We start from the raw sequence: 18,837 nt of genomic DNA on the forward strand, positions 1-18,837 counted from the left end.
GGACCGGATACACGCTATATTGACGGCGCGCCGATCGGTCGGCGCGCCGTTTTTCATTTGCCGCAAGGAGAAGCCCCATGCTCGTTCACGTGGATGACGCCAAGTTTTTGTTCTGTCCCCTGCTGATGACCCATGACGACAAGATGAAGATGTGCCAGGTGGCCCAATGCATGATGTGGCGCTGGGTGGACCGCGAACGGGGCGTCGGGTATTGCGGCATGGCAGGGAAGCCCGCCGGGGCCGAAAGCTAGCCGCCCCTTCCCCGAAAGGATTTCAAGTCATGTCCAAACCGTTTCGCTTCAAGCTCGACAAGGTGCTCGACTACCGCGAGCAGCTTGAGGAGCAGGCCAGGGGAACGCTCGCCCGGGCCAGGGCCGCGCGTGACGCCCAGGCCGAGGTCCTGCGCGGCCTGGAGACGCGCCTGGAGGCCCATCTGGCCGCCGAGGCCGAGTCGCACGGGTCGGCCAACGACATGTGGCTGTGGCGGCAGTACAAAGACGCCCTGTCCCAGGACGTGGCCATCGCCAGGGTGGATTTGAACGGTTTGGAACTCAAATTGCAAAGATGCCGCACGGAAGCTGTGGAACGTTCCAGGGACAGGAAGCTCCTGGAGAAGCTCAAGCAAACGCAAGCCAAGAGGCATCATGATCGAGAAAACGCCCGTGAAGAAAAGGAAAACGATGAAACGGCAACGCTCCGGTTCAAGTCTCACGATCACTAAGGTTCTCGCCAGTCTCGTTTTCCTGGCCTTGCTGAAGCTGACCGTGTTCGGCCTTCTGAGCGTCGATTCCATGACGCTCAAGGCTGTCGGAAACGTGTTGCCCGACGTTCTGTCAGGCGAGACCGCCGCGGCCCAGGACAATGCCGCCCCCGCCCGGAGCGACTCGGCTCCCGCCACTCCCATCGCCGACAAGGCGGACTCCGAGGCCAATCGCGCCGCGAAGGCCGAGGCGGCCATGGACCGCGCCGCCGCCGAAAAGCGCACGGAAGAGGATTTGCCCGAGGAGTGGAAGGCCCTGAAGCGCAAGGAGGACGAGTTGGCGGGCAAGGAACGTGCCCTCAAGGAGATGGAGGCGTCCATCAAGGCCGAGGCCGAGCGGGTCGCGAAACTCCATGCCGAGATAAAGTCCATGCTCGACGAGGCCAAGCAGATCAAGGACCAGCGTGTCAAGAAGCTGGTGGACATGCTCTCCAACACCAAGGCCAAGAAGGCCGCCGAGATTTTGCAGTCCATGGACGACGATCTGGCCGTCAAGGTCCTGTCGGGAATGCGCGGCAGGCAGGCGGGCGAGATCCTCTCCTTCGTGGAATCCAAGAAGGCCGCCAAGCTCTCCGAGGAACTGACCAAGTTGCAGATTCCCTTCGAGAACTAGGCCAGGCAACCCTGAACATTGCGGGCGGGCGGTCTGACGGCCGCCCGCTTTTTTTGCCGCCGTCCGGCGTTGAACTGCGGACCGCCTTCACGTATAGCAGGCCCATGACGCGCGTCCGAATGATCCTGGCCTACGAGGGCACGGAATTTTGCGGCTGGCAGGTACAGCCCGCAGACCGCACCGTGCAGGGCGAGCTTGAGCGCGCCCTGGAGACCATTTTGGGCAGGCCGGTCCGTGTTCACGGCTCGGGGCGCACCGACTCCGGGGTCCACGCCCTGGGGCAGACTGTGCATTTCGACTGCCCGGACGACCGCCCCGATTTCCCATGGCGGCGGAGCCTGAACGCTTTGCTGCCGAAGGATGTGCGCGTGCTTGAAGCCGCTCCGGCGGCCGACGACTTCCACGCCCGGTACGGAGCCGTTTCCAAAACCTACGAATATTGTTTGTGGCACGAGCGGGCCTTCTGCCTTCCCCAACGCCGCCGTTTCGTCTGGGCGTGCGGGCCGGTGGACTTCGCGCGTATGGAGGCGGCCGCCGCGATCCTTGCGGGCGAGCACGACTTCGCCGCCTTTCAGAATGTCGGCACCGACGTCGAATCCACAGTGCGGACCGTGACGGGAATCTCGCGCCATCCCGGCGCGACGGAGTTCGAATCTGTCTGGCGCTTTTCCGCTGACGGGTTTCTCAAGCAGATGGTGCGCAATCTGGTGGGCTGTCTGGTGGCCTGCGGTCGGGGGAGGATGAGCCTGGAAGAGGTGCGGGCCGTGCTCGAATCCCGCAACAGGACGCTGGCCCCGGCCACGGTTCCCCCCCAGGGACTGACCCTGGTGCGGGTGGAGTACGGGAGCTGACGGTCAGCGTCCCAGGATGTCGCGTTTTTCCGCGTCCCAGTAGAATACCGTGGCTTCAAGCCGCTTTTCGACCTTTTTCCTGACGCTGCAAAATCCGATCACCGCGCCGGGCTGGACGATCTTCTTGACCTGGATGGTGAGCCCCGCAAGTTCCTGCTGGAGGCGGACCGTCGTGCGGTTGATCTTGTCGCTCAAGGCGTCGCGCCGCTTGACCAGGGCTTCACGGTGCCGGATTACCTCGACAAGGGCGGGGCGTCTGGCTTCGGGCGTGCGTGCCAGGAGCGTCTCGGGCGGCTCCGTGCCCAGGGTGGCGTCGATCTTCTTGATGGACTGGGCCACCCGGATGCGCTCTTCCCGCAGCGCATCGTCCTCGCAATCCTCGACGACAATCCCCACCAAGGTGGCCACGCCCAGCTCGGAGCCGAGCTCGTTGATTTCGATGCCCTTGCGGGCCAGGACTTCGCCGCCCTGGACCGTGCCCTTGCCCGACAGGGCTATGAGCCTGCCGTCCGTGTGGATGGACGAATTCTGTATTTCGTTGGCGATAACCACATCGTGCCCGGCCCGGATGCGCGCGTTGATGGCGAAGTTGGCGACCACGCGGCCGTCGCTCACGATTTCGCCGCCGTCGGGCATGAGAATGCCGCCCTTGACCTCCACCAGGCCGCCCGCATAGACGGTCGAGCTTTCGATGGACCCTTCCACCAGGACGTGCTTCGGCGCCGAGACGGAGAAGCCCGCCTGAATCGACCCCAACACCTTGATCGAGCCGTGCTCGACCTTCACGTTGCCCGAATTGAGGTCCACGTTGCCGTGGACCACCAAGCACTCGGTCACGGACAGGGTGTTCCGCTCCAGGACCGCCACGCCCTGCGCCTTGGATGCGTAGGTCGTCCCGTCGTTCTGGAGCAGGACGTTTTCGCCCAGGACGATCTTCAGCTCCCTGCCCGCGCTGGCCGGTATGGTCTTGCCGTAGATATCGATGCCGCCTTCGCCCGCGGTCGGCGGATGGAGTCTGCCGATGATCTGCCCGGTAACGACCATGGGATAGGTCCCCCGGTCGCGGAAGTCGAGCCTGCCAGAGGCGTCCTCGGTGCCGGTCTCGTCGCGGGTGGCGACCATGGACTCCAGCCAGCCGTCGCGGCCCGGCACGGGATGCGCTCCCTTGACCAGAACCTGGTTGGGCAGGGCCATGTTCATGTCTCCGGCCTGGCCGAGTTTGGCCGCGAGCGCTTCCAGGTCCACGGGTATGAGCACGCCCATGTCGCGCAGTTCCTTTTCGATGCGCTCCACGGTGATGGGCTCGCCCCGGAAATCCTTGTGGTGGATGGTCCCGACGACTTCGACCTCGTCGTCGGTGATGTGGGCGCAGGGGGTTACCGAAACCACGCCGTCGCGGATTTTGGCCACGCCCCAAACGCGGGAGTAGTATGCTCCGGCCGAGGGGTCCCAATCCACATGTTCGCCCGCCTCGACCTTGACGGCCTTGGGCGTGAAGGAACCGGTGGGCCGGATCGCCCGCCCGTCGATGGACTCGCCGACGGCCGCCGTGGCGGCGGGGCGGAAGCGGAGGAAGCGGTCTTCGGGAAAAACGGGAAATTGCAGGTCGCCAAGGGCCGACAGGACGGCCTCTCTCGGCTCCCTCGGAGGGATGCCCCGGACCAGGGGGATGCCCCGGAATTCGTCGCCCGCTAGAACCGCTGCGACGATGCGTCCGGCGGCTTCTTCATCCACGGGCAGTCTGACCCCGCAGGCGGCCACCTGCGCCTTGAGCAGAGCCACGCTCGGTTCCTTGCCCCCGTTGGGCGGGAAGTAGCGGTTGACGCCGAGCTTCATGCCGTCTTCGGACATGCAGAAGCGAAATTGTGCGTCCGGGCTGTTTTTCAGGGCCTCTTCATCCTGCATGGTCCACCGCGTGATCGGATAAGGAGTGAAAGCTGGATTTGCCCCGGCCGGACCGTCCCGGATGGAGGGGCGCATTCTCGGGAGTTAATTTAGCACGGGACATCGGAGCTGGCAATCCATTGGAAAAGCGGCTGATTCGAGAATAGTTACGGAGTCGAGGAAGGGTACAGCCGCCAGTAGAGCTCTTCCAGCATTCCGGCCAGGTCCGCATAGATGCCGCCCGGCTCAGGGGGCAGCCCGAACAGGGCGCGGCGTTGTTCCCTGAGTCCTTCCTTGGAGACCGCGCCCGAGTCGGAGTGGAATACGGTCATGGACAGCCGTTCGGCCAGCAGATAGCCGGTCAGCCCATTGCCGAGCAGGTCCATGAGCACCCGGAAGCGGTCGCGCATCCCGTCCCAGAAGGCCAGGGCCTCGTCCGACGGTTCGCAGGCCAGGGCTTCGCAGATGAGCGAATACAGCGTGTTGACGCCCGCGCCCGGGATGCCGCGCCGCCAGCCGAGCAGCCACGGGTTGCGCCAGAAGAGCAGGAAGTGTTCGGAGCCGGTTCGGATGATTTCTTCCATAATCCGGCGGGCGCGGATGAGCGTGGCGTCCTCCCATACGATGGGGCGGGCGGCCACGTCCCAGGCCGGGACCGGCCTGCGTTCAGCCGCAGCCGTCTCGGGTTCGTCGAGTACGCGGCCGAGGAGGTGCGAAAACCAACGGTTGGCCTGGTTTGAGGCGGGGGTCTCCAGGTGGGCGTAGCTCAGGACGACTCGTCCCGCGCCGAATCGGTTGGCCGCCACCACCGGGGCTCCTTCCATGAAATCCGGGCTCAGATTCACGCCGTAGAGATTTTCCCAATCCGCCATGGTCCCCTTGGGCAGGGTGGACAGGTTGATATCCGCCACCCAGAAATCCGGCCCGGGCTTGCCGTAGCGGGCCAGGACCCGGACCGACGGGTCGGCGGGATCGAACCGTCCCGGCCACCAGACCGGCAGCAGGGCCTCGTCCATGCCGTCGGGCACGAGGTCGCTCGAGCTGTCCAGGCGGGCTTCCACGTGGCCCGAGAGAAAGTGATGGAGCCGGTTGCGGTACCCCTTGCGCGTCCAGGGAGAGAGTCCCAGGCCGTATGGGCCGGTCAGGGCCAGCCCCGCCCCGCCGCAGAAGCCGAGGTAGGCTCCGCCGGAGTTCACGTATTCGCAGATGGCGTCCATGCCACGCACGCCGAGCCGGTCGGCCTTGCCCTTGGCGCGTCCGCCGGGCACGAGGAGCGCGGCCGGGACCTCGCCGAGCTTGCCAGAGAGCGCGCCATCGGCTATTTCAGAGCCGCGCACCAGCCGGTGGGGGATGCGCCACGCGGAGAGTGCTCTGGCGGCCAGCAGGCCCCAGAAGTGCGATTCGTCCCAATATATATGTATGCTTGACATATGCGGCTCTCTTGACAAGGGTAGCCCGACGCTACCAAAGGCGCAACCACTTGCGCAAGCGTAACCATACGAGATCTCAGGCCGTCGGTCGCCCGGCACCGGCAGCAGGCATAAAGGAAGGAATTTCATGGCCCGGAAAGAGTTAGCCAAAGCCTACGAACCGTGGGATGTGGAAGACAAGTGGGAGACCCACTGGGAAGAGAACAAGACCTTTACCCCGGACCCGGACGGTCCGGGAGAGTCCTACTCCATCGTCATTCCTCCGCCCAACGTCACCGGCGTTCTGCATATGGGCCACGCCCTGAACCTGACGCTCCAGGACATCCTCTGCCGCTTCAACCGGCAGCAGGGCAAGAACGTCCTGTGGGTGCCCGGCACGGACCATGCGGGCATCGCCACCCAGAACGTGGTCGAGCGCAGGCTCAAGGAAGAGGGGTTGACCCGGGACGACCTGGGCCGCGAGAAGTTCATCGAGCGCGTCTGGGAGTGGAAGAAGGAGAAGGGCGACCACATCCTGAGCCAGATCCGCCGCATGGGCGCGAGCGTCGACTGGACCCGCGAATGCTTCACTTTCGACGATCAGCGCGCCAAGGCCGTGCGCGAGGTTTTCGTCGCCCTGTTCGAACAGGGGTTGATCTACAAGGGCGACTACATCATCAACTGGTGCAACCGCTGCCACACCGCCCTGGCCGATGACGAAGTCGAGCACGAGGCAAAGCCCGGCAAGCTCCATCACGTCAGGTATCCCCTGGCCGACGGCTCCGGCCATCTCGTGATCGCCACCACCCGTCCCGAGACCATGCTGGCCGACTCGGCCATCGCCGTGAACCCGGACGACGAGCGGTTCAACAAGTTCATCGGCAAGACCGCCATCCTGCCCCTGGTGGGCCGCGAACTGCCTATCATCGGCGACTCCTATGTCGACGTCGAGTTCGGCACCGGCTGCCTGAAAGTCACCCCGGCGCACGACATGAACGACTGGGAGATCGGCCGCAGGCACGGGCTGGAAGTCATTTCCATTCTGGACGAGCAGGGCTTCATCAACGAGAACGCCCCCGAGAAATACCGGGGCATGTCCGTGGCCGACGCGCGCAAGGCCGTGCTCGAAGACCTGGACGCCGAGGGGCTGCTCGGCGAGATCGTGGACCACGACCACTCGGTCGGCGTCTGCTACCGCTGCAAGTCCACCATCGAGCCGCATGTCTCCACCCAGTGGTTCGTTTCCATGAAGCCCCTGGCCGAAAAGGCCCGCGCCGCCGTTCCCGCGCAGACCCAGATTTTCCCGGAGCACTGGACCAAAACCTACTACCAGTGGCTGGATGAAATCCGCGACTGGTGCATCTCCCGCCAGATTTGGTGGGGCCACCGCATCCCGGCCTGGACCTGCGAGGATTGCGGCGAGCTGATCGTGGCCAAGGAAGACCCGACCGTCTGCACCAAGTGCGGCTCCTCCCGCCTCATCCAGGAAGAGGACGTGCTCGACACCTGGTTCTCCTCGGCGCTCTGGCCGTTCTCGACCATGGGCTGGCCCGACGACACCAAGGAGCTCGCCAAGTATTACCCGACCTCCTGTCTGGTCACCGGTTTCGACATCCTTTTCTTCTGGGTCGCCCGCATGATGATGATGGGCCTTCAGTTCATGAAGGAAGTTCCGTTCCATCATGTCTACATCCACGCCCTGGTCCGCGATGAGCAGGGCAAGAAGATGTCCAAGTCCACGGGCAACGTCATCGACCCCCTGGACATGATCGAGAAATACGGAGCGGACGCCCTGCGCTTCACCCTGACCAGCTTCGCGGCCATGGGCCGGGACATCAAGCTGTCCGAACAGCGCATCGAGGGCTACAAGCACTTCATGAACAAGGTCTGGAACGCCACCAGGTTCGCCATGATGAACCTGCCCGACGAAATCCCGGACGCGGACGTGACCGAGGCCGAGGGCCTGGCCAACCGCTGGATTCTCCATCGCCTTGAAGAGGTCAAGGAGTCCATTGCGGCCGCCACCCTGGAATATCGGTTCAACGAGATCGCCCAGACCCTTTACAAATTCATCTGGTCCGAGTTCTGCGACTGGTACCTGGAGATGATCAAGCCCGCCCTGTACGGCGAGGACGAGAAGGCCAAGGCGGACACGCAGCGTGTGCTGTGGACCGTGCTGTCCGAGACCATGGTTCTGCTCCATCCCGTGACCCCGTTCATCACCCAGGAAATCTGGTCCGTGCTGCCCCGTCCGGCCGGAGACGACCGCTCCGAGGACATCGCCACCCTGCCGTTCCCGGAAAAGCGGCCCGGCTGCCTGGACGACAGGGCCGAGGCCGAGATGGAGCTGTTCATGGGCGTGGTGTCCGGCACCCGGAACATCCGCACCGAACTTTTGATCGAACCGGCCAAGAAACTCGACCTGCTCATCAAGACCGTCAGCGACGGCGACATGGCCGTGCTTGAGGCCAACCTCGATTTGATCCGCTCTCTGGCCCGCATCGAAAACGTGACCATCGGTCCCGACGTCAAGGCTCCCAAGGCTTCGGGCGCGGCCGTGGTTCAGGGTAACGAATTGTCCGTCCCGCTGGAAGGCGTGGTGGATTTCGAGTCCGAACTGGCCCGCCTGGACAAGAACCTGGGCAAGCTCGAAAAGACCATGAAGGGCGTGGCGGGCAAGCTCAAGAATCCCGGTTTCGTCAACAACGCCCCGGCCGAGGTTGTCGAGGGCGAGAAGAAAAAGCTCGCCGAAATGGAAGAGGAAAAGACCAAGCTCACCCAGCTCAAGGCACGCCTTGAAAGCGTGATGAGTTAGCGTCCAGGGCGACGAACAGGCCCGAAACGGCGCGCCCGGGAATGCGGATTCCGCACGAAGGGGCTGCGCCGCGATAATAAGTTTTGGAGGATTCTTGAGGGACCTTTTTCAAGAGGTCCCTCAAGCCGCCGGAGGCAAAGCTATGGCAAACGTGTTTCTTGTTGGAGCGGGACCGGGCGATCCGGGGATGCTCACCCTTCGGGCCAAGGAGATCATCGAGACCTGCGACGTCATGATCTACGACTATCTGGCCAACGCCGAATTCTTGAAGTGGTGCAAGCCTGGTTGTGAAATCTTGTATGTGGGCAAGAAGGGCGGCAATCACACCTTGCCGCAGGACAAGATCAACGACCTGATCGTGGACAAGGCCCGGTCCGGGAAACGGATCTGCCGCTTGAAGGGCGGCGACCCGTACGTCTTCGGGCGCGGCGGCGAAGAGGGCGAGGAGCTTGTCGAGGCGGGCATCGATTTCGAGGTGGTGCCGGGCATCACCGCGGGCGTGGCCGCTCCGGCCTACGCGGGCATCCCGGTGACGCACCGCGACTTTACCACCAGCGTCTGCTTCATCACCGGCCACGAGGACCCGACCAAGTCCGAATCCGGGCATGACTGGGCCGTGTACGGACAGTCCACCTCCACCCTGGTTTTTTACATGGGCGTGGGCAACCTGCCCATGATCGCCAAGAATCTCATGGACAACGGCCGTGCCGCCGACACTCCCGTGGCGCTGGTCCGTTGGGGCACCCGCTGCAACCAGACCTCGTTCGTGTCCACCCTGGACAAGGTGGCGCAAGAGGCCGAAGCCCGGCAGTGGAAGGCTCCGTCCATCATCATCGTGGGCGGCGTGTGCAGCCTGCACGACAAGCTGGGCTGGTTCGAGAAGAAGCCCCTGCTCGGGCAGGGCGTCATCGTCACCCGCGCCCGCGAGCAGGCGTCGGGACTGGTCGACATCCTGCGCGGCCACGGGGCGTGCGTCCGGGAGTTCCCGACCATCTCTGTGGAGCCGCTGGACGACTACGCCGAGGTCGAGACCGCCATCCTGCAACTGGCCCGATACCAGTGGGTGGTGTTCACCTCGGTCAACGGCGTGAAATATTTTTGGAAGCAGCTCCGGGCCATCGGTCTGGACGCGCGCATCTTCGGCGGAATGCAGATCGCCGCCATCGGCCCGGCAACGGCCGACGAGCTGCGGGCTCGCGGCATCGAGCCGGATTTCATTCCTGAGAAGTACGTGGCCGAACACGTGGTCAAGGGGCTGCTTGAACGCGGCATCCAGGGCTCCGACGTGCTCATCCCGCGCGCCAAGGTGGCCCGCGAGGTCCTGCCCCGCGAACTGAAGGCCGCCGGCTGCAACGTCACGGTCCTGCCGGTCTACGAGACCCGCCTGGGCCAGGCGAGCGGCGACGAGATTCTGGAGGCGTTGACCTCCGGCGAAATCCGCTACGTGACCTTCACCTCGTCGAGCACGGTGGAAAACTTCTTCGAGCTTGTCCCGGCGGATGCCTTCAAGGCGTGCCCGGGGGTGAAGATCGCCTCCATCGGCCCGATCACCTCCGATACCGTCAGGGGATTCGGCCTGATCCCGGCCATCGAGCCCGGCGACTACACCATCCCCGGCCTGGTTGACGCGCTGCTCAAGGACGCTGCCGCCGAATAGGCCCGGATTCCATTCGACAAACAAAGAGGACCGGCGCGCAATACCTGCGCGCCGGTCCTCTTTCAATTCTGGGTCGGAAAAAACTAAGCGTCCACGATGTTGGTGGTCGGGCCGTTGGTCTTCACGGAGTTGATCCCGTTTTCCATGGACGCGGCGGACGAATACATCTCGCTCTTGCCGATGACCTGGTGATTGGCGGCCTTGAGCACGAAATAGGGTTTGCCGTTCTTGGCTTCCTTGCGCTCGTAACGCTCATCCAGGGGGCTGTTCTTCTGTACACTGGCGATGCCGTTGTCGCACGCGGCCTTGGTGGTGTAGAGTTCGCTGGTCAGGATGATCTCGCCGTTACCGGCCTTGAGGTTGAACATCCATTGGCCGTCCTTAGACTGTTTCCTTTCGTATTTTCCTGCCATGGGGAATCTCCTTGGGTGTGCCGGAGGCGTCGTGCGGCGCGCCAATTTGCCGGGGAAACGCCTGCGTGAATTCGGTAATGATAATCCGTATCACACTCTTGGATTTCGCGCTACCGCTCAACGGCGATTATTGTTGCGCTTGCAGCATTTCCTCCCGGAACGGACGCCCGGCCCGCTCTTGGCGATATTGCGCGGTGATACGGGCGGCGGTGCCGTCGGCCTTGAGGGAGTCCAGGGCGGTTTGCAGCTTCTGCACCATGGACGGGTCCAGGTCCGGGCTGGCGGCATAATACAGGTCGGTGGTCATGAGCGGGCAGACCATCTCGAAGTCGTTCGGGTCAAGGCCCAGTCGGCGGATGGTGTAAAGGGTGTTGGCCTCGTTGCCCACCAGGACGTCGATATGCCCGTTGACGAGCTTGCGGATGTTCAGGGCGCGGTCGTGCACGCGCTCCAACCAGGCGGGCGGCACGCCTCGGTTGATAAGATCCTGCTCCGAGGCGCTGGATCGTATGGTGCCGTATCTGTATCGCCAGGCCGCGCTGACCGGGTCCTTGATGGCGAGGCGTCTTGATTTCAGGGCGATCAATCCGCTGCGCAGGGTGGCGATGGGGCCGATCCAGCGGAATTGGGCCTCCCGTTCGCCGGTCCGGGCTGTGGCGAAGAGAATGACGTTGGGCTTTTCTCGTATCTCCTGGTAGCCGCGCGCCCAGGGCCAGAACCGGATGTCGGGGCGCTTCACGTCGAGCCCGCTCCGTTTGGCCATGAGCAGAAACAGGTCCGTGGCGATCCCGGCGGGGCCGCAGGTTTCGTTCAAAGTGAATGGCGGGTTGGACTCGGTGATGACGAGCAGGTCCTCACCGGCGGCGCGGCCGGGACAAAGCAGCAGGAAGAAAATCAGGGGGGTGAACAGGCGTTTCATGTGACTTTATTTGTGGTGTCGGGGCAAATCGGGCGGAATATAAGGATTGCGGCCCGAAAAATCAATGCAGCCTCCAGGCGGGAAATCCGTTCTTGAAAAAGCGCGCGCTTTGGGCCAAGTTCTGGGGCGGGGCCGACCCCGCCGTTTTCAACCATCCAAGGGAGCATCCATGGCAATGCCCATTGCCGTCCTCGTGTCCGGGGGCGGGTCCAATCTGCAATCCATCATCGACCGCATCGAAGCGGGGGCGCTCGACGCCGAGATTAAAGTGGTGGTGTCCAATCGTGAGGACGCCTACGGCCTGACCCGGGCGCGCAACCACAACATCCCGACCCGGGTACTGCTGCATACGGATTTCGATTCGCGCGAGGCTTTCGACGAGGAAATGGTCAGGGTCATCCGGGAATCGGGCGTGGACGAGACCGGCGCGGTGGTCATGGCCGGGTTCATGCGCATCGTCACCCCTGTCTTTCTCGAACCGTTTCGGGGGCGCGTCATCAACATCCATCCCGCCCTGCTGCCGAGTTTTCCCGGCGTGCACGGCCAGGACGACGCCGCCGAATACGGGGTCAAGATATCCGGCTGCACCGTGCATTTCGTGGACGAGCAGATGGACCACGGCCCGGTCATTGCCCAGGCCGCCGTCCCCTGCCAGCCGGGTGAAGGCGGCGACGAACTCGGGGCCCGTATCATCAAGCTGGAGCACCGCGTTTTCCCCCAGGCCCTGCAATGGCTGGCCGAAGGCCGCCTGGAAACGCGCGGCCGGGTCGTGCACCTTAAGCCCGGCAACCGGAAGCCGGCCGCCCTGTCCGTCGGCGCGGCCGATGCGGAAAGTCAGGCCCTGGTCTGGCCGCCGCTGGAAGAGGGCTTTTAGGGGAATGCCTCCAGCGGCCGGGGCGCTGCCCCGGACCCCGCTCAAGAACCTTTTGAAAAAGGTTCTTGAGAATCTCCCAAACGTTTTGGCGCCGCTTCGCGGAAGGCATTCGGCAACGTAAGGGAATGGCCGGAGCGGTATTTGTAGCAACTTATAAAAAATATTACCCATCCCTGTGACTCTTCCCGCCGTAGGCACCCAAAAAGTTTAGGAGAGGAGAGGGGATGGGGGTTCGGGGGAAGGGGAGAGGGGAAGCCTTTCAATGGGGGCCCCTCTCCCCTTCCCCCGGCCGCCGGAGGCAACAAAAAAATGCCGACATTAGACGACGTGCGGTTTGTGGCCATTGATTTCGAGACGGCGGACCCGAAGCGGGATTCGGCGTGCGCGCTGGGCATCGTGGTGGTGGACCGGGGCGAGATCGTGGCCCGGGACTATCGCCTGATCCGGCCGCCCAGGGCCCAGTTCAATCCGTTTTGCGTGCGCGTGCACGGGATACACTGGTCGGACGTGTGCGACGAGCCGAGTTTCGGCGACCTCTGGCCGAAGCTGGAGCCGTTTTTCGAGGGCGCGGACTTTATCGTGGCGCACAACGCTGCTTTCGACAAGTCGGTGCTGCAAACCTGCTGCCGTGAGGCGGGCCGGACCGCGCCGGAGCAGCCTTTCCTGTGTACGGTGCAGTTGGCCCGCAAGACCTGGGAGCTGGCCTCCAACAAGCTCCCGAGCGTGTGCGAGTTTCTCGGCATCGAGCTGAATCACCACAATGCGGCTTCGGATGCGGAGGCGTGCGCGCTCATCGCGGTGAACGGGCTGCGCCAGAACCCCGACTACCTGTGCAAGGTGCTGTGATGGCTGACGTGTATTTCATCGGAGCCGGGCCGGGCGATCCGGAGTTGTTGACCGTCAAGGGGCGTCGGCTCATCGCCGAGGCCGATCTGGTGCTCTACGCCGGTTCCCTGGTGCCTGCCGAAGTGGTGGCCGGGGCCGGGCCGAACGCCCGGGTGGCCGATTCCGCGCCCATGAGCCTGGAGGAAACCCACGCGCTCATGGCGGAGACCGTGGCTTCGGGCGGCAAGGTGGCCCGTGTTCATACCGGCGATCCGTCGCTCTACGGGGCCATTCGCGAGCAGATGGCCCTGCTCGACGAGGCCGGAATTACCCATGAGGTGGTGCCGGGCGTGACGGCCGGGTTCGCGGCGGCAGCGGCGGCCGGACGGTCGTATACCGTGCCCGAAGTGACGCAGACGCTCATCTTTACCCGGCTGGAAGGGCGCACTCCGGTGCCCGAGGGCGAGAAACTGCGCAAGCTCGCTGCCCACGGCTCGGCCATGTGCATCTATCTTTCGGCGGGCGATCCCGAGGGCGTGCAGTCCGAGTTGCTGGCGGGCGGCATGGCGGAATCCACCCTGGTGGTCATGGCCTACCGCGTGGGCTGGCCGGACGAGAAACTGGTCGAGATCGAACTGGGCGGGCTTGCCGAAGCCGCCCGGCTGAACGGCTTCACCCGCCAGACCGTGTTCCTGGTCCTGCCCGGACAGGGCCACGAGGACGCGGGCAAGGCCAAGTCGCTGCTCTACGACAAGGATTTCAAGCACATGTACCGCGCCTGACGCGCCGGGAGGACGCCATGGAGATTCTGGAAATTCGCACCCGCGACCGTGAGGAATTGGTCGACATCACCGGAGCCGTGCGCAGGGTCGTCATGGAAAACGGATGGTCCGACGGCGCGTTGCTCCTCTACTGTCCACACACCACCGGAGCGGTGACGGTCAACGAGGGCGCGGACCCTGACGTTGTCCGCGACATCGTCGTGAACATGCGCAAGCTCGTGCCCCATGGCGGCGATTACCGCCACGCCGAAGGCAACTCGGACGCGCACATCAAGTCGTCCCTGTTCGGCTGCGACCAGATGGTCATTGTCGAGGGCGGCAATCTCATGCTCGGAACTTGGCAGAAAATCTATTTTTGCGAATTCGACGGCCCGAGGACCCGCAAGCTCTGGGTCAAGTGGCTGGCGAGCTGACGGCCGCCGGTCAGAAGGAATAGGTCAGGTCCAGGCCCAGACTGCCCGCCAGGGAGGATTTGCCCCTGATGTGGGCCGGTCCGGCCGGGCCGTAGGATGGTTCCTTGATGGACCTGTATCCCTGCCCGCTGCCCAGGATCTGGGGCACGTACGAAAGGTATTGCAGGCCGCCCTTCAGGCCGATGTCCAGTTTGTTCCAGACATTGGCTGAAATGGTTCCGTCCAGGGTGCCCCGGTAGGCAAAGTCGTTTTCGGTCTGCGAAATGGAGCTTTTCCCTCCCTGCGCATTGGAATTCATCCTTGAATCGTAGCTCGCGGACACGGCTCCGACGCCTTGAGTTGTTTCCAGGGACAGCTTCACCGGTCCGGCCTGCCTAATCAGCCTGATTCCGAACAGCACACCGTTGTAGGTGGCTTCAGCATCGTCGGAAAGGGTCATCCGGTCCCCGGTGCTGGAATGGTAGTCCACAGAGTATTCCTGATCGAGCTTCATTCCCCAGTATCCGGCAAACAGTTCGAGGCCGGGCCCCCATGCGGCGCACTGCGTTCCCGCAATCAGCTCCCCGACCAACTGACGGAATTGGAGTTCGGTTCGCGTATAGGCCGTCCCCGCCGTTCCGGCCCCGCCAAATCCGGAATTATTTCCTGAAACAGGGAAATAACCGACCTTCGTGTAGTCGCCATAGGGGGAATACGCCCCCTCCTTGACCGGATTCGACTCCGCGAATCCGCCTCGGACTTCAACGAACTGACCGCCGCTTTTTCCCCACCCGAGGGCTATTTGCGTCATGGGCGCGGTCACAGTCTCGTCGAATGTGGACAAGCGATCGCCTTTGTCCTGGTCGATGCGGTTCCAGAGCGGAAGATATTCAGGCAAATCAATGAGGTATAAGGATATTCCGGCTTTCGCGTACAAGCCGGTGTCGGCGCTGGAAGCGGTTGCGTCCCCGGCCTGGGCGCGGGCAGGGGACAGCCAAAGGAACAGCGGTAGGAGCAGAAAAAACGGAATGAGACGCTGAGACGGTGAGGTGTTCGTCGTATGCATGATACGAAGATATTTCAGGCTTGCGTTTCAAGAAGTCAATATAAATTAAATGGGTTGATGGAGCGAAGCCCGAACCGGCCGCGCCTGCGCGAAAGAAGGTCGGGCCTTGATGCCGTCCGGGGGCTTGCGTCGATGGAAAGGGGGCAGGGAACGGCGTCGCCGTTCCCTGCCCCCTTGGTGTTTTTGAATAGGTTTTGGCGGTTAGGCGACCATCTGCTGAATGAGTTCGTCCAGCTCGGTGACCATATGCTGAAGCTCGCCCACAGAACCTGCTGCGCGGGTCATGGACTGGCTGGTTTCGTCGGATACGCGGTTGATGTCCTCGGTCGCCCGGGCGATTTCCTCGGCCGACGCGGACTGTTCCTCCGAGGCGGCGGCAATGGACTGGACCTGCCCGGAGGAGTCGTCGGAGTAGGCCACGATTTCGTCGAGCATGGCCAGGGCCTGGTCGGCCAGGCGGGTGCTCTGGGCCACGGCTTCGGCGGCCGTGTCCGTGGAGGCGATGTTCGCCCGGCTGGATTCCTGGATAGCCCTGATGGCGTTGTTCACTTCGGTGGTGGCGGTCATGGTCTTTTCGGCCAGCTTGCGCACCTCGTCGGCGACCACGGCGAACCCCCGGCCCGCCTCGCCTGCGCGGGCCGCTTCAATGGCCGCGTTGAGCGCAAGCAGGTTGGTCTGGTCCGCGATGTCGGAGATGACCTCGATGATGTTTCCGATGGAGTCGGCCTGCTCGCCCAGGCCGGTCATGTCCGTCTTGAGCTGGTCGGCGTGTTCCTGGACCTTCCGGATGGCGTTGACCACCTGGTTGACGACTTCCGCGCCTTCACCGGCCTTGGCCCGGGTCTGGCTGGTGTTTTCTGCCGCCCGGCTCGCGTTGCGCGCCACCTCCAGCACCGTGGCGTTCATCTCTTCCATGGCCGTGGCCGTTTCGGTTGTCCGTTCGTTTTGGATGCGGGAACCCTGGGTGGCCTGCTCAACTTGCGCGCTGAGGTCGGCGGAGGAATCGGCCAGCGTGTGGGATATATCCGCAGCGCGTTGGGCGAGAAGGGCGTTTTTGCGTTGCAGGGTCATGATTTCGGTTTGGTCCACGACGATCTCCACCGCGCCGACAATCTTGCCGTCGGCGTCGTGGATGGGCTTGCCCGTGTATTTGATGTCCAGGTCCATGTTCCGCGGATGGGCATCGGTTTCGGAGCTTTCCATCTTGTTGGTGCGCATACAGGTGGTGCAGGCGCATTTCTCGGTGTGGCAGTCCGAGGTCCTGAAGATGTCGTGGCAATTCACGGCGCTGTAGGCGTTGTGGTCCTTGAATCCGCCCAGGGTCCGGCCTGTTTCGTTCAGGAAGAGGACGTTCATCTTGGTGTCGATGGTCATGACCGGCAGCGGGATGGAGTCGAGATACCGGACAAGGGCTTCGGCGATTTCGTTGCTGTGGCCGAGAATCCCGGCGAACTCGCCCTCAAGCCCGTCGGCCGGGGCCTTGGTCCGCAATTTGCCCACTTCTATGGCGGTTGCCGTCTCCTTGAACCGTGTGGACATGATATTGAGCGTTTCGGTGATGTTCACCAGCAGAGCGCACAGCCGTCCGATCTCGTCCTTCTGCCGCACGTCGAGCGTGGCGTCGAAGTTGCCTTTGGCTATCTCGCGGGCGAAAGCCAGGGCCTTGTTGACGGGACGCGCGATGCCCGCGGCCATGAATATGGAGAGAATGATGGCGGCTGCCACCACCGTTACGGTGATGATGAGCGTTGTCGTGGAAAGCTCATCCCGGCTCAGGACGAACGCGTCGTGTTCCTGTTCAATGGATGTGTCGAGTTGAGCCTGGAGGGCGTCAATCTGTTCCTTGGCCATCCGAAAGTGTTCGTCCATGCGGCCGCTCAGGGCGTAGAGGCCCGATTGGTCGGCATACCCGCCGTTGAGCATCTCGGGGAGGTCCTTTTCCAGGATTCCCAGGAGGTCTTGGTAGGATTTGTCCAGCCGTTCCACCCGGCTCTCCATGCTGAGCCTGTCAGCCACGGACCGGGCTATCTCCAGGTCCTGCGTAGTCTCGTCGCGCAGTCCCGCAACTTTCTTCTTGAACGCCTCGGCATCAGGCCGGAGCAGTGTACGGGCGAAATCCGCGTTGATGGATTCAAGACGGATTTCCATTTCCAGCAGGGCGGTCATCTCCCGGGTGGCTTCGACCTCGGCGTCTTGGAGTTCGGACAGGCTGTTCATGGCGTGGCTCTGAAACAGGGCGAAACCGATGAAGATGATCGAAAGGAGGGAAAAACCGATGGCGAGCCGAAATTTGACAGATAGATTATTGAATCTCATAGTTACTATTATCACCTTTTTGGCTACGTGTGTCCGATAGGGGGCACGTAACGCGATAGATGGTTGATCATATGAACGAAAACCGAAGTCTGCGCGATGACGCCGAAGATGTCCAGTCCTGCTTAGGGGATGGCGGTTGCGCGAAACGGCTCGGTTGGGGTAGACTCGTTCAGAGTGAACGTCAACCCGGAAGGTGTTACATGTCTGCGGAAACAAGAATGACCACTGTGAGCCGGACCGAAATTCTTAGGCGCTTCCTTGTCACGCTGGTCTGTCTGATTTTTTTTGAGGTCCTGAAGTTGATAATTCAAGTGGCCACCCTGTTCCAGTTCGGCTACCTGCTCGTTTCCCGGAAACGGAGCGAACCGCTCAGGCGGATGTGCAACAACCTGTCCCAGTACGGCTACAGGATCATGCGTTACGCCACCCTGAACGACAACCGGCGGCCTTTCCCCTTTGCCCCATTCCCCGAGGACGGGGATTGCGAGCCGCCCGCCAAGCAGGTACAGTTCCGCTGACATGAAGAACAGCCATCGTTTTTTCAGCAATACGGACTGCGAGTATTTCCCCTGCCACAAGACCAGGCGGCCGGAGCGTTTCAACTGCATGTTCTGCTACTGCCCGCTCTATTTTTTCGAGGAGTGCGGAGGCAACTACGCCATCCTTGATTCGGGCGTCAAAGACTGCACCAATTGTATGATTCCCCACACGCCGGAGGGGTACGACCATATCCTGGCCCGGCTCAAGGAACGCTTCGTCGAGATTCGCAAGGCGGGTTCCGAAAGGAAGTGACGGGTCAGATGCGGCGTTTGGCGTTGAAGGGCGAGTGGGTCATGTAGTGGTTGAACTCGCGCTCCAGCCTGCCGCGTTCGCGTGAGGCCTGCCGTTCCTGCGCTTCAAGGTCCAGGGCGCCGTCCTGGAACCGCGACAGGGACACGAAGCAGTTCCTGATCCGGGCCAGCTCGTCGTGACGGCGCTTTTTCCAAAAGTAGTAGGCCATGATCTTGGCCGCGCTTTTGATGTCTTCCTTCGGGTAGGCGAGCTGCTGCCTGTCCAGGGGGAAGTTCTCTCCGTCCTCCACCAGGGGGAGGACGCCGACCAGCACTTCCCTGGAACGTTTCAGGGATTCGGGCGAGATCCGATAGACCTTCACCCTCCTTCGGCTGCCGTGCCACCATTTGATCCCGTACAGCAGGATCGTCAGCACGATCACGCCAAGCCAAATGTCCATGTCCAGCATCGAATCCCTCCGGCGGGGCGG

The 18,837-nt window shown here is 62.9% G+C and carries 19 protein-coding genes; 12 read left to right on the forward strand and 7 right to left on the reverse strand.

All coding sequences use genetic code 11. From position 1 onward, the window contains the following. Positions 1 to 77 precede the first annotated feature (77 nt). The 4 genes from PSN43_RS12375 (at position 78) to truA (ending at position 2,224) form a co-directional block, all read left to right on the forward strand. Positions 78 to 251 (forward strand): hypothetical protein, encoded by a 174-nt coding sequence (locus tag PSN43_RS12375; RefSeq protein ID WP_272701039.1) that lies wholly within the window; start codon positions 78 to 80, stop codon positions 249 to 251. Between the two features lie 29 nt (positions 252 to 280). Continuing rightward, entirely contained in the window at positions 281 to 721 is a 441-nt protein-coding gene (fliJ, locus tag PSN43_RS12380; RefSeq protein WP_272701040.1) for a flagellar export protein FliJ, read from the forward strand. A gap of 28 nt (positions 722 to 749) precedes the next feature. Further along, positions 750 to 1,373 (forward strand): MotE family protein, encoded by a 624-nt coding sequence (locus PSN43_RS12385; protein WP_272701041.1) that lies wholly within the window; start codon positions 750 to 752, stop codon positions 1,371 to 1,373. A 104-nt stretch (positions 1,374 to 1,477) separates the two neighbouring features. Then, the gene (gene truA, locus PSN43_RS12390; RefSeq protein ID WP_272701042.1) at positions 1,478 to 2,224 is read left to right on the forward strand and encodes a tRNA pseudouridine(38-40) synthase TruA; all 747 of its coding nucleotides are present in this window, start codon (positions 1,478 to 1,480) and stop codon (positions 2,222 to 2,224) included. Positions 2,225 to 2,227: 3 nt separating this feature from the next. Here truA and PSN43_RS12395 read toward each other — a convergent pair whose 3' ends face one another. Then, positions 2,228 to 4,129, reverse strand: a complete 1,902-nt coding sequence (locus tag PSN43_RS12395) for a DUF342 domain-containing protein (protein WP_272701043.1) — start codon at positions 4,127 to 4,129, stop codon at positions 2,228 to 2,230. Between the two features lie 146 nt (positions 4,130 to 4,275). Further along, entirely contained in the window at positions 4,276 to 5,538 is a 1,263-nt protein-coding gene (locus tag PSN43_RS12400; protein WP_272701044.1) for a BPL-N domain-containing protein, read from the reverse strand. Positions 5,539 to 5,665: 127 nt separating this feature from the next. Here PSN43_RS12400 and PSN43_RS12405 point away from each other — a divergent pair, with 127 nt between their 5' ends. Both PSN43_RS12405 and cobA read left to right on the forward strand, forming a co-directional pair. Beyond that, a complete protein-coding gene (locus PSN43_RS12405; protein WP_272701045.1) occupies positions 5,666 to 8,332 on the forward strand; it encodes a valine--tRNA ligase in 2,667 nt (888 codons plus the stop codon). A gap of 142 nt (positions 8,333 to 8,474) precedes the next feature. Then, the gene (gene cobA, locus PSN43_RS12410) at positions 8,475 to 9,989 is read left to right on the forward strand and encodes a uroporphyrinogen-III C-methyltransferase (protein WP_272701046.1); all 1,515 of its coding nucleotides are present in this window, start codon (positions 8,475 to 8,477) and stop codon (positions 9,987 to 9,989) included. Positions 9,990 to 10,072: 83 nt separating this feature from the next. Here cobA and PSN43_RS12415 read toward each other — a convergent pair whose 3' ends face one another. Next, positions 10,073 to 10,402 (reverse strand): YegP family protein, encoded by a 330-nt coding sequence (locus tag PSN43_RS12415; protein WP_272701047.1) that lies wholly within the window; start codon positions 10,400 to 10,402, stop codon positions 10,073 to 10,075. A gap of 127 nt (positions 10,403 to 10,529) precedes the next feature. Then, on the reverse strand, positions 10,530 to 11,321 hold the full coding sequence (locus PSN43_RS12420) for a substrate-binding periplasmic protein (RefSeq protein ID WP_272701048.1): 792 nt from the start codon (positions 11,319 to 11,321) through the stop codon (positions 10,530 to 10,532). Positions 11,322 to 11,490: 169 nt separating this feature from the next. Between PSN43_RS12420 and purN the strand changes: the two genes are divergently transcribed. The 4 genes from purN (at position 11,491) to PSN43_RS12440 (ending at position 14,215) form a co-directional block, all read left to right on the forward strand. Next, on the forward strand, positions 11,491 to 12,195 hold the full coding sequence (gene purN, locus PSN43_RS12425) for a phosphoribosylglycinamide formyltransferase (RefSeq protein WP_272701049.1): 705 nt from the start codon (positions 11,491 to 11,493) through the stop codon (positions 12,193 to 12,195). A gap of 309 nt (positions 12,196 to 12,504) precedes the next feature. After that, the gene (locus PSN43_RS12430; protein ID WP_272701050.1) at positions 12,505 to 13,041 is read left to right on the forward strand and encodes a 3'-5' exonuclease; all 537 of its coding nucleotides are present in this window, start codon (positions 12,505 to 12,507) and stop codon (positions 13,039 to 13,041) included. Continuing rightward, entirely contained in the window at positions 13,041 to 13,802 is a 762-nt protein-coding gene (gene cobM, locus PSN43_RS12435) for a precorrin-4 C(11)-methyltransferase (RefSeq protein WP_272701051.1), read from the forward strand. The genes PSN43_RS12430 and cobM overlap by 1 nt, the downstream gene beginning before the upstream one ends. Before the next feature lie 17 nt (positions 13,803 to 13,819). After that, positions 13,820 to 14,215 (forward strand): secondary thiamine-phosphate synthase enzyme YjbQ, encoded by a 396-nt coding sequence (locus PSN43_RS12440; RefSeq protein ID WP_272701052.1) that lies wholly within the window; start codon positions 13,820 to 13,822, stop codon positions 14,213 to 14,215. Positions 14,216 to 14,225: 10 nt separating this feature from the next. Here PSN43_RS12440 and PSN43_RS12445 read toward each other — a convergent pair whose 3' ends face one another. Continuing rightward, positions 14,226 to 15,260: a hypothetical protein gene (locus tag PSN43_RS12445; RefSeq protein WP_272701053.1), complete on the reverse strand. Its 1,035-nt coding sequence runs from the start codon at positions 15,258 to 15,260 to the stop codon at positions 14,226 to 14,228. 201 nt (positions 15,261 to 15,461) lie between these two features. Continuing rightward, a complete protein-coding gene (locus PSN43_RS12450) occupies positions 15,462 to 17,576 on the reverse strand; it encodes a methyl-accepting chemotaxis protein (RefSeq protein ID WP_272701054.1) in 2,115 nt (704 codons plus the stop codon). Between the two features lie 218 nt (positions 17,577 to 17,794). Here PSN43_RS12450 and PSN43_RS12455 point away from each other — a divergent pair, with 218 nt between their 5' ends. Both PSN43_RS12455 and PSN43_RS12460 read left to right on the forward strand, forming a co-directional pair. Further along, complete coding sequence (locus PSN43_RS12455; protein ID WP_272701055.1) at positions 17,795 to 18,094, forward strand: DUF4389 domain-containing protein; 300 nt, start codon at positions 17,795 to 17,797, stop codon at positions 18,092 to 18,094. Position 18,095: 1 nt separating this feature from the next. Beyond that, positions 18,096 to 18,368 carry a cysteine-rich small domain-containing protein gene (locus PSN43_RS12460; RefSeq protein ID WP_272701056.1) on the forward strand — a complete coding sequence of 91 codons (273 nt, stop codon included), beginning with the start codon at positions 18,096 to 18,098 and terminating at the stop codon, positions 18,366 to 18,368. Between the two features lie 4 nt (positions 18,369 to 18,372). Here PSN43_RS12460 and PSN43_RS12465 read toward each other — a convergent pair whose 3' ends face one another. After that, positions 18,373 to 18,816: a hypothetical protein gene (locus PSN43_RS12465; protein ID WP_272701057.1), complete on the reverse strand. Its 444-nt coding sequence runs from the start codon at positions 18,814 to 18,816 to the stop codon at positions 18,373 to 18,375. Positions 18,817 to 18,837 lie beyond the last annotated feature (21 nt).

The organism is Desulfovibrio sp. Fe33 (genome assembly GCF_028532725.1).
In the GTDB taxonomy this organism is placed as follows: Bacteria; Desulfobacterota; Desulfovibrionia; order Desulfovibrionales; family Desulfovibrionaceae; genus Pseudodesulfovibrio.

Coding starts and splice junctions, on each gene's coding strand:
- PSN43_RS12440 (WP_272701052.1), top strand. CDS start 13,820: ATGGAGATTCTGGAAATTCGCACCCGCGACCGTGAGGAATTGGTCGAC.
- PSN43_RS12415 (WP_272701047.1), bottom strand. CDS start 10,402: ATGGCAGGAAAATACGAAAGGAAACAGTCTAAGGACGGCCAATGGATG.
- PSN43_RS12375 (WP_272701039.1), top strand. CDS start 78: ATGCTCGTTCACGTGGATGACGCCAAGTTTTTGTTCTGTCCCCTGCTG.
- PSN43_RS12455 (WP_272701055.1), top strand. CDS start 17,795: ATGACCACTGTGAGCCGGACCGAAATTCTTAGGCGCTTCCTTGTCACG.
- PSN43_RS12395 (WP_272701043.1), bottom strand. CDS start 4,129: ATGCAGGATGAAGAGGCCCTGAAAAACAGCCCGGACGCACAATTTCGC.
- PSN43_RS12465 (WP_272701057.1), bottom strand. CDS start 18,816: ATGCTGGACATGGACATTTGGCTTGGCGTGATCGTGCTGACGATCCTG.
- cobM (WP_272701051.1), top strand. CDS start 13,041: ATGGCTGACGTGTATTTCATCGGAGCCGGGCCGGGCGATCCGGAGTTG.
- cobA (WP_272701046.1), top strand. CDS start 8,475: ATGGCAAACGTGTTTCTTGTTGGAGCGGGACCGGGCGATCCGGGGATG.
- PSN43_RS12400 (WP_272701044.1), bottom strand. CDS start 5,538: ATGTCAAGCATACATATATATTGGGACGAATCGCACTTCTGGGGCCTG.
- PSN43_RS12430 (WP_272701050.1), top strand. CDS start 12,505: ATGCCGACATTAGACGACGTGCGGTTTGTGGCCATTGATTTCGAGACG.
- PSN43_RS12405 (WP_272701045.1), top strand. CDS start 5,666: ATGGCCCGGAAAGAGTTAGCCAAAGCCTACGAACCGTGGGATGTGGAA.
- PSN43_RS12450 (WP_272701054.1), bottom strand. CDS start 17,576: ATGAGATTCAATAATCTATCTGTCAAATTTCGGCTCGCCATCGGTTTT.
- purN (WP_272701049.1), top strand. CDS start 11,491: ATGGCAATGCCCATTGCCGTCCTCGTGTCCGGGGGCGGGTCCAATCTG.
- PSN43_RS12460 (WP_272701056.1), top strand. CDS start 18,096: ATGAAGAACAGCCATCGTTTTTTCAGCAATACGGACTGCGAGTATTTC.
- PSN43_RS12445 (WP_272701053.1), bottom strand. CDS start 15,260: ATGCATACGACGAACACCTCACCGTCTCAGCGTCTCATTCCGTTTTTT.
- truA (WP_272701042.1), top strand. CDS start 1,478: ATGACGCGCGTCCGAATGATCCTGGCCTACGAGGGCACGGAATTTTGC.
- PSN43_RS12420 (WP_272701048.1), bottom strand. CDS start 11,321: ATGAAACGCCTGTTCACCCCCCTGATTTTCTTCCTGCTGCTTTGTCCC.
- fliJ (WP_272701040.1), top strand. CDS start 281: ATGTCCAAACCGTTTCGCTTCAAGCTCGACAAGGTGCTCGACTACCGC.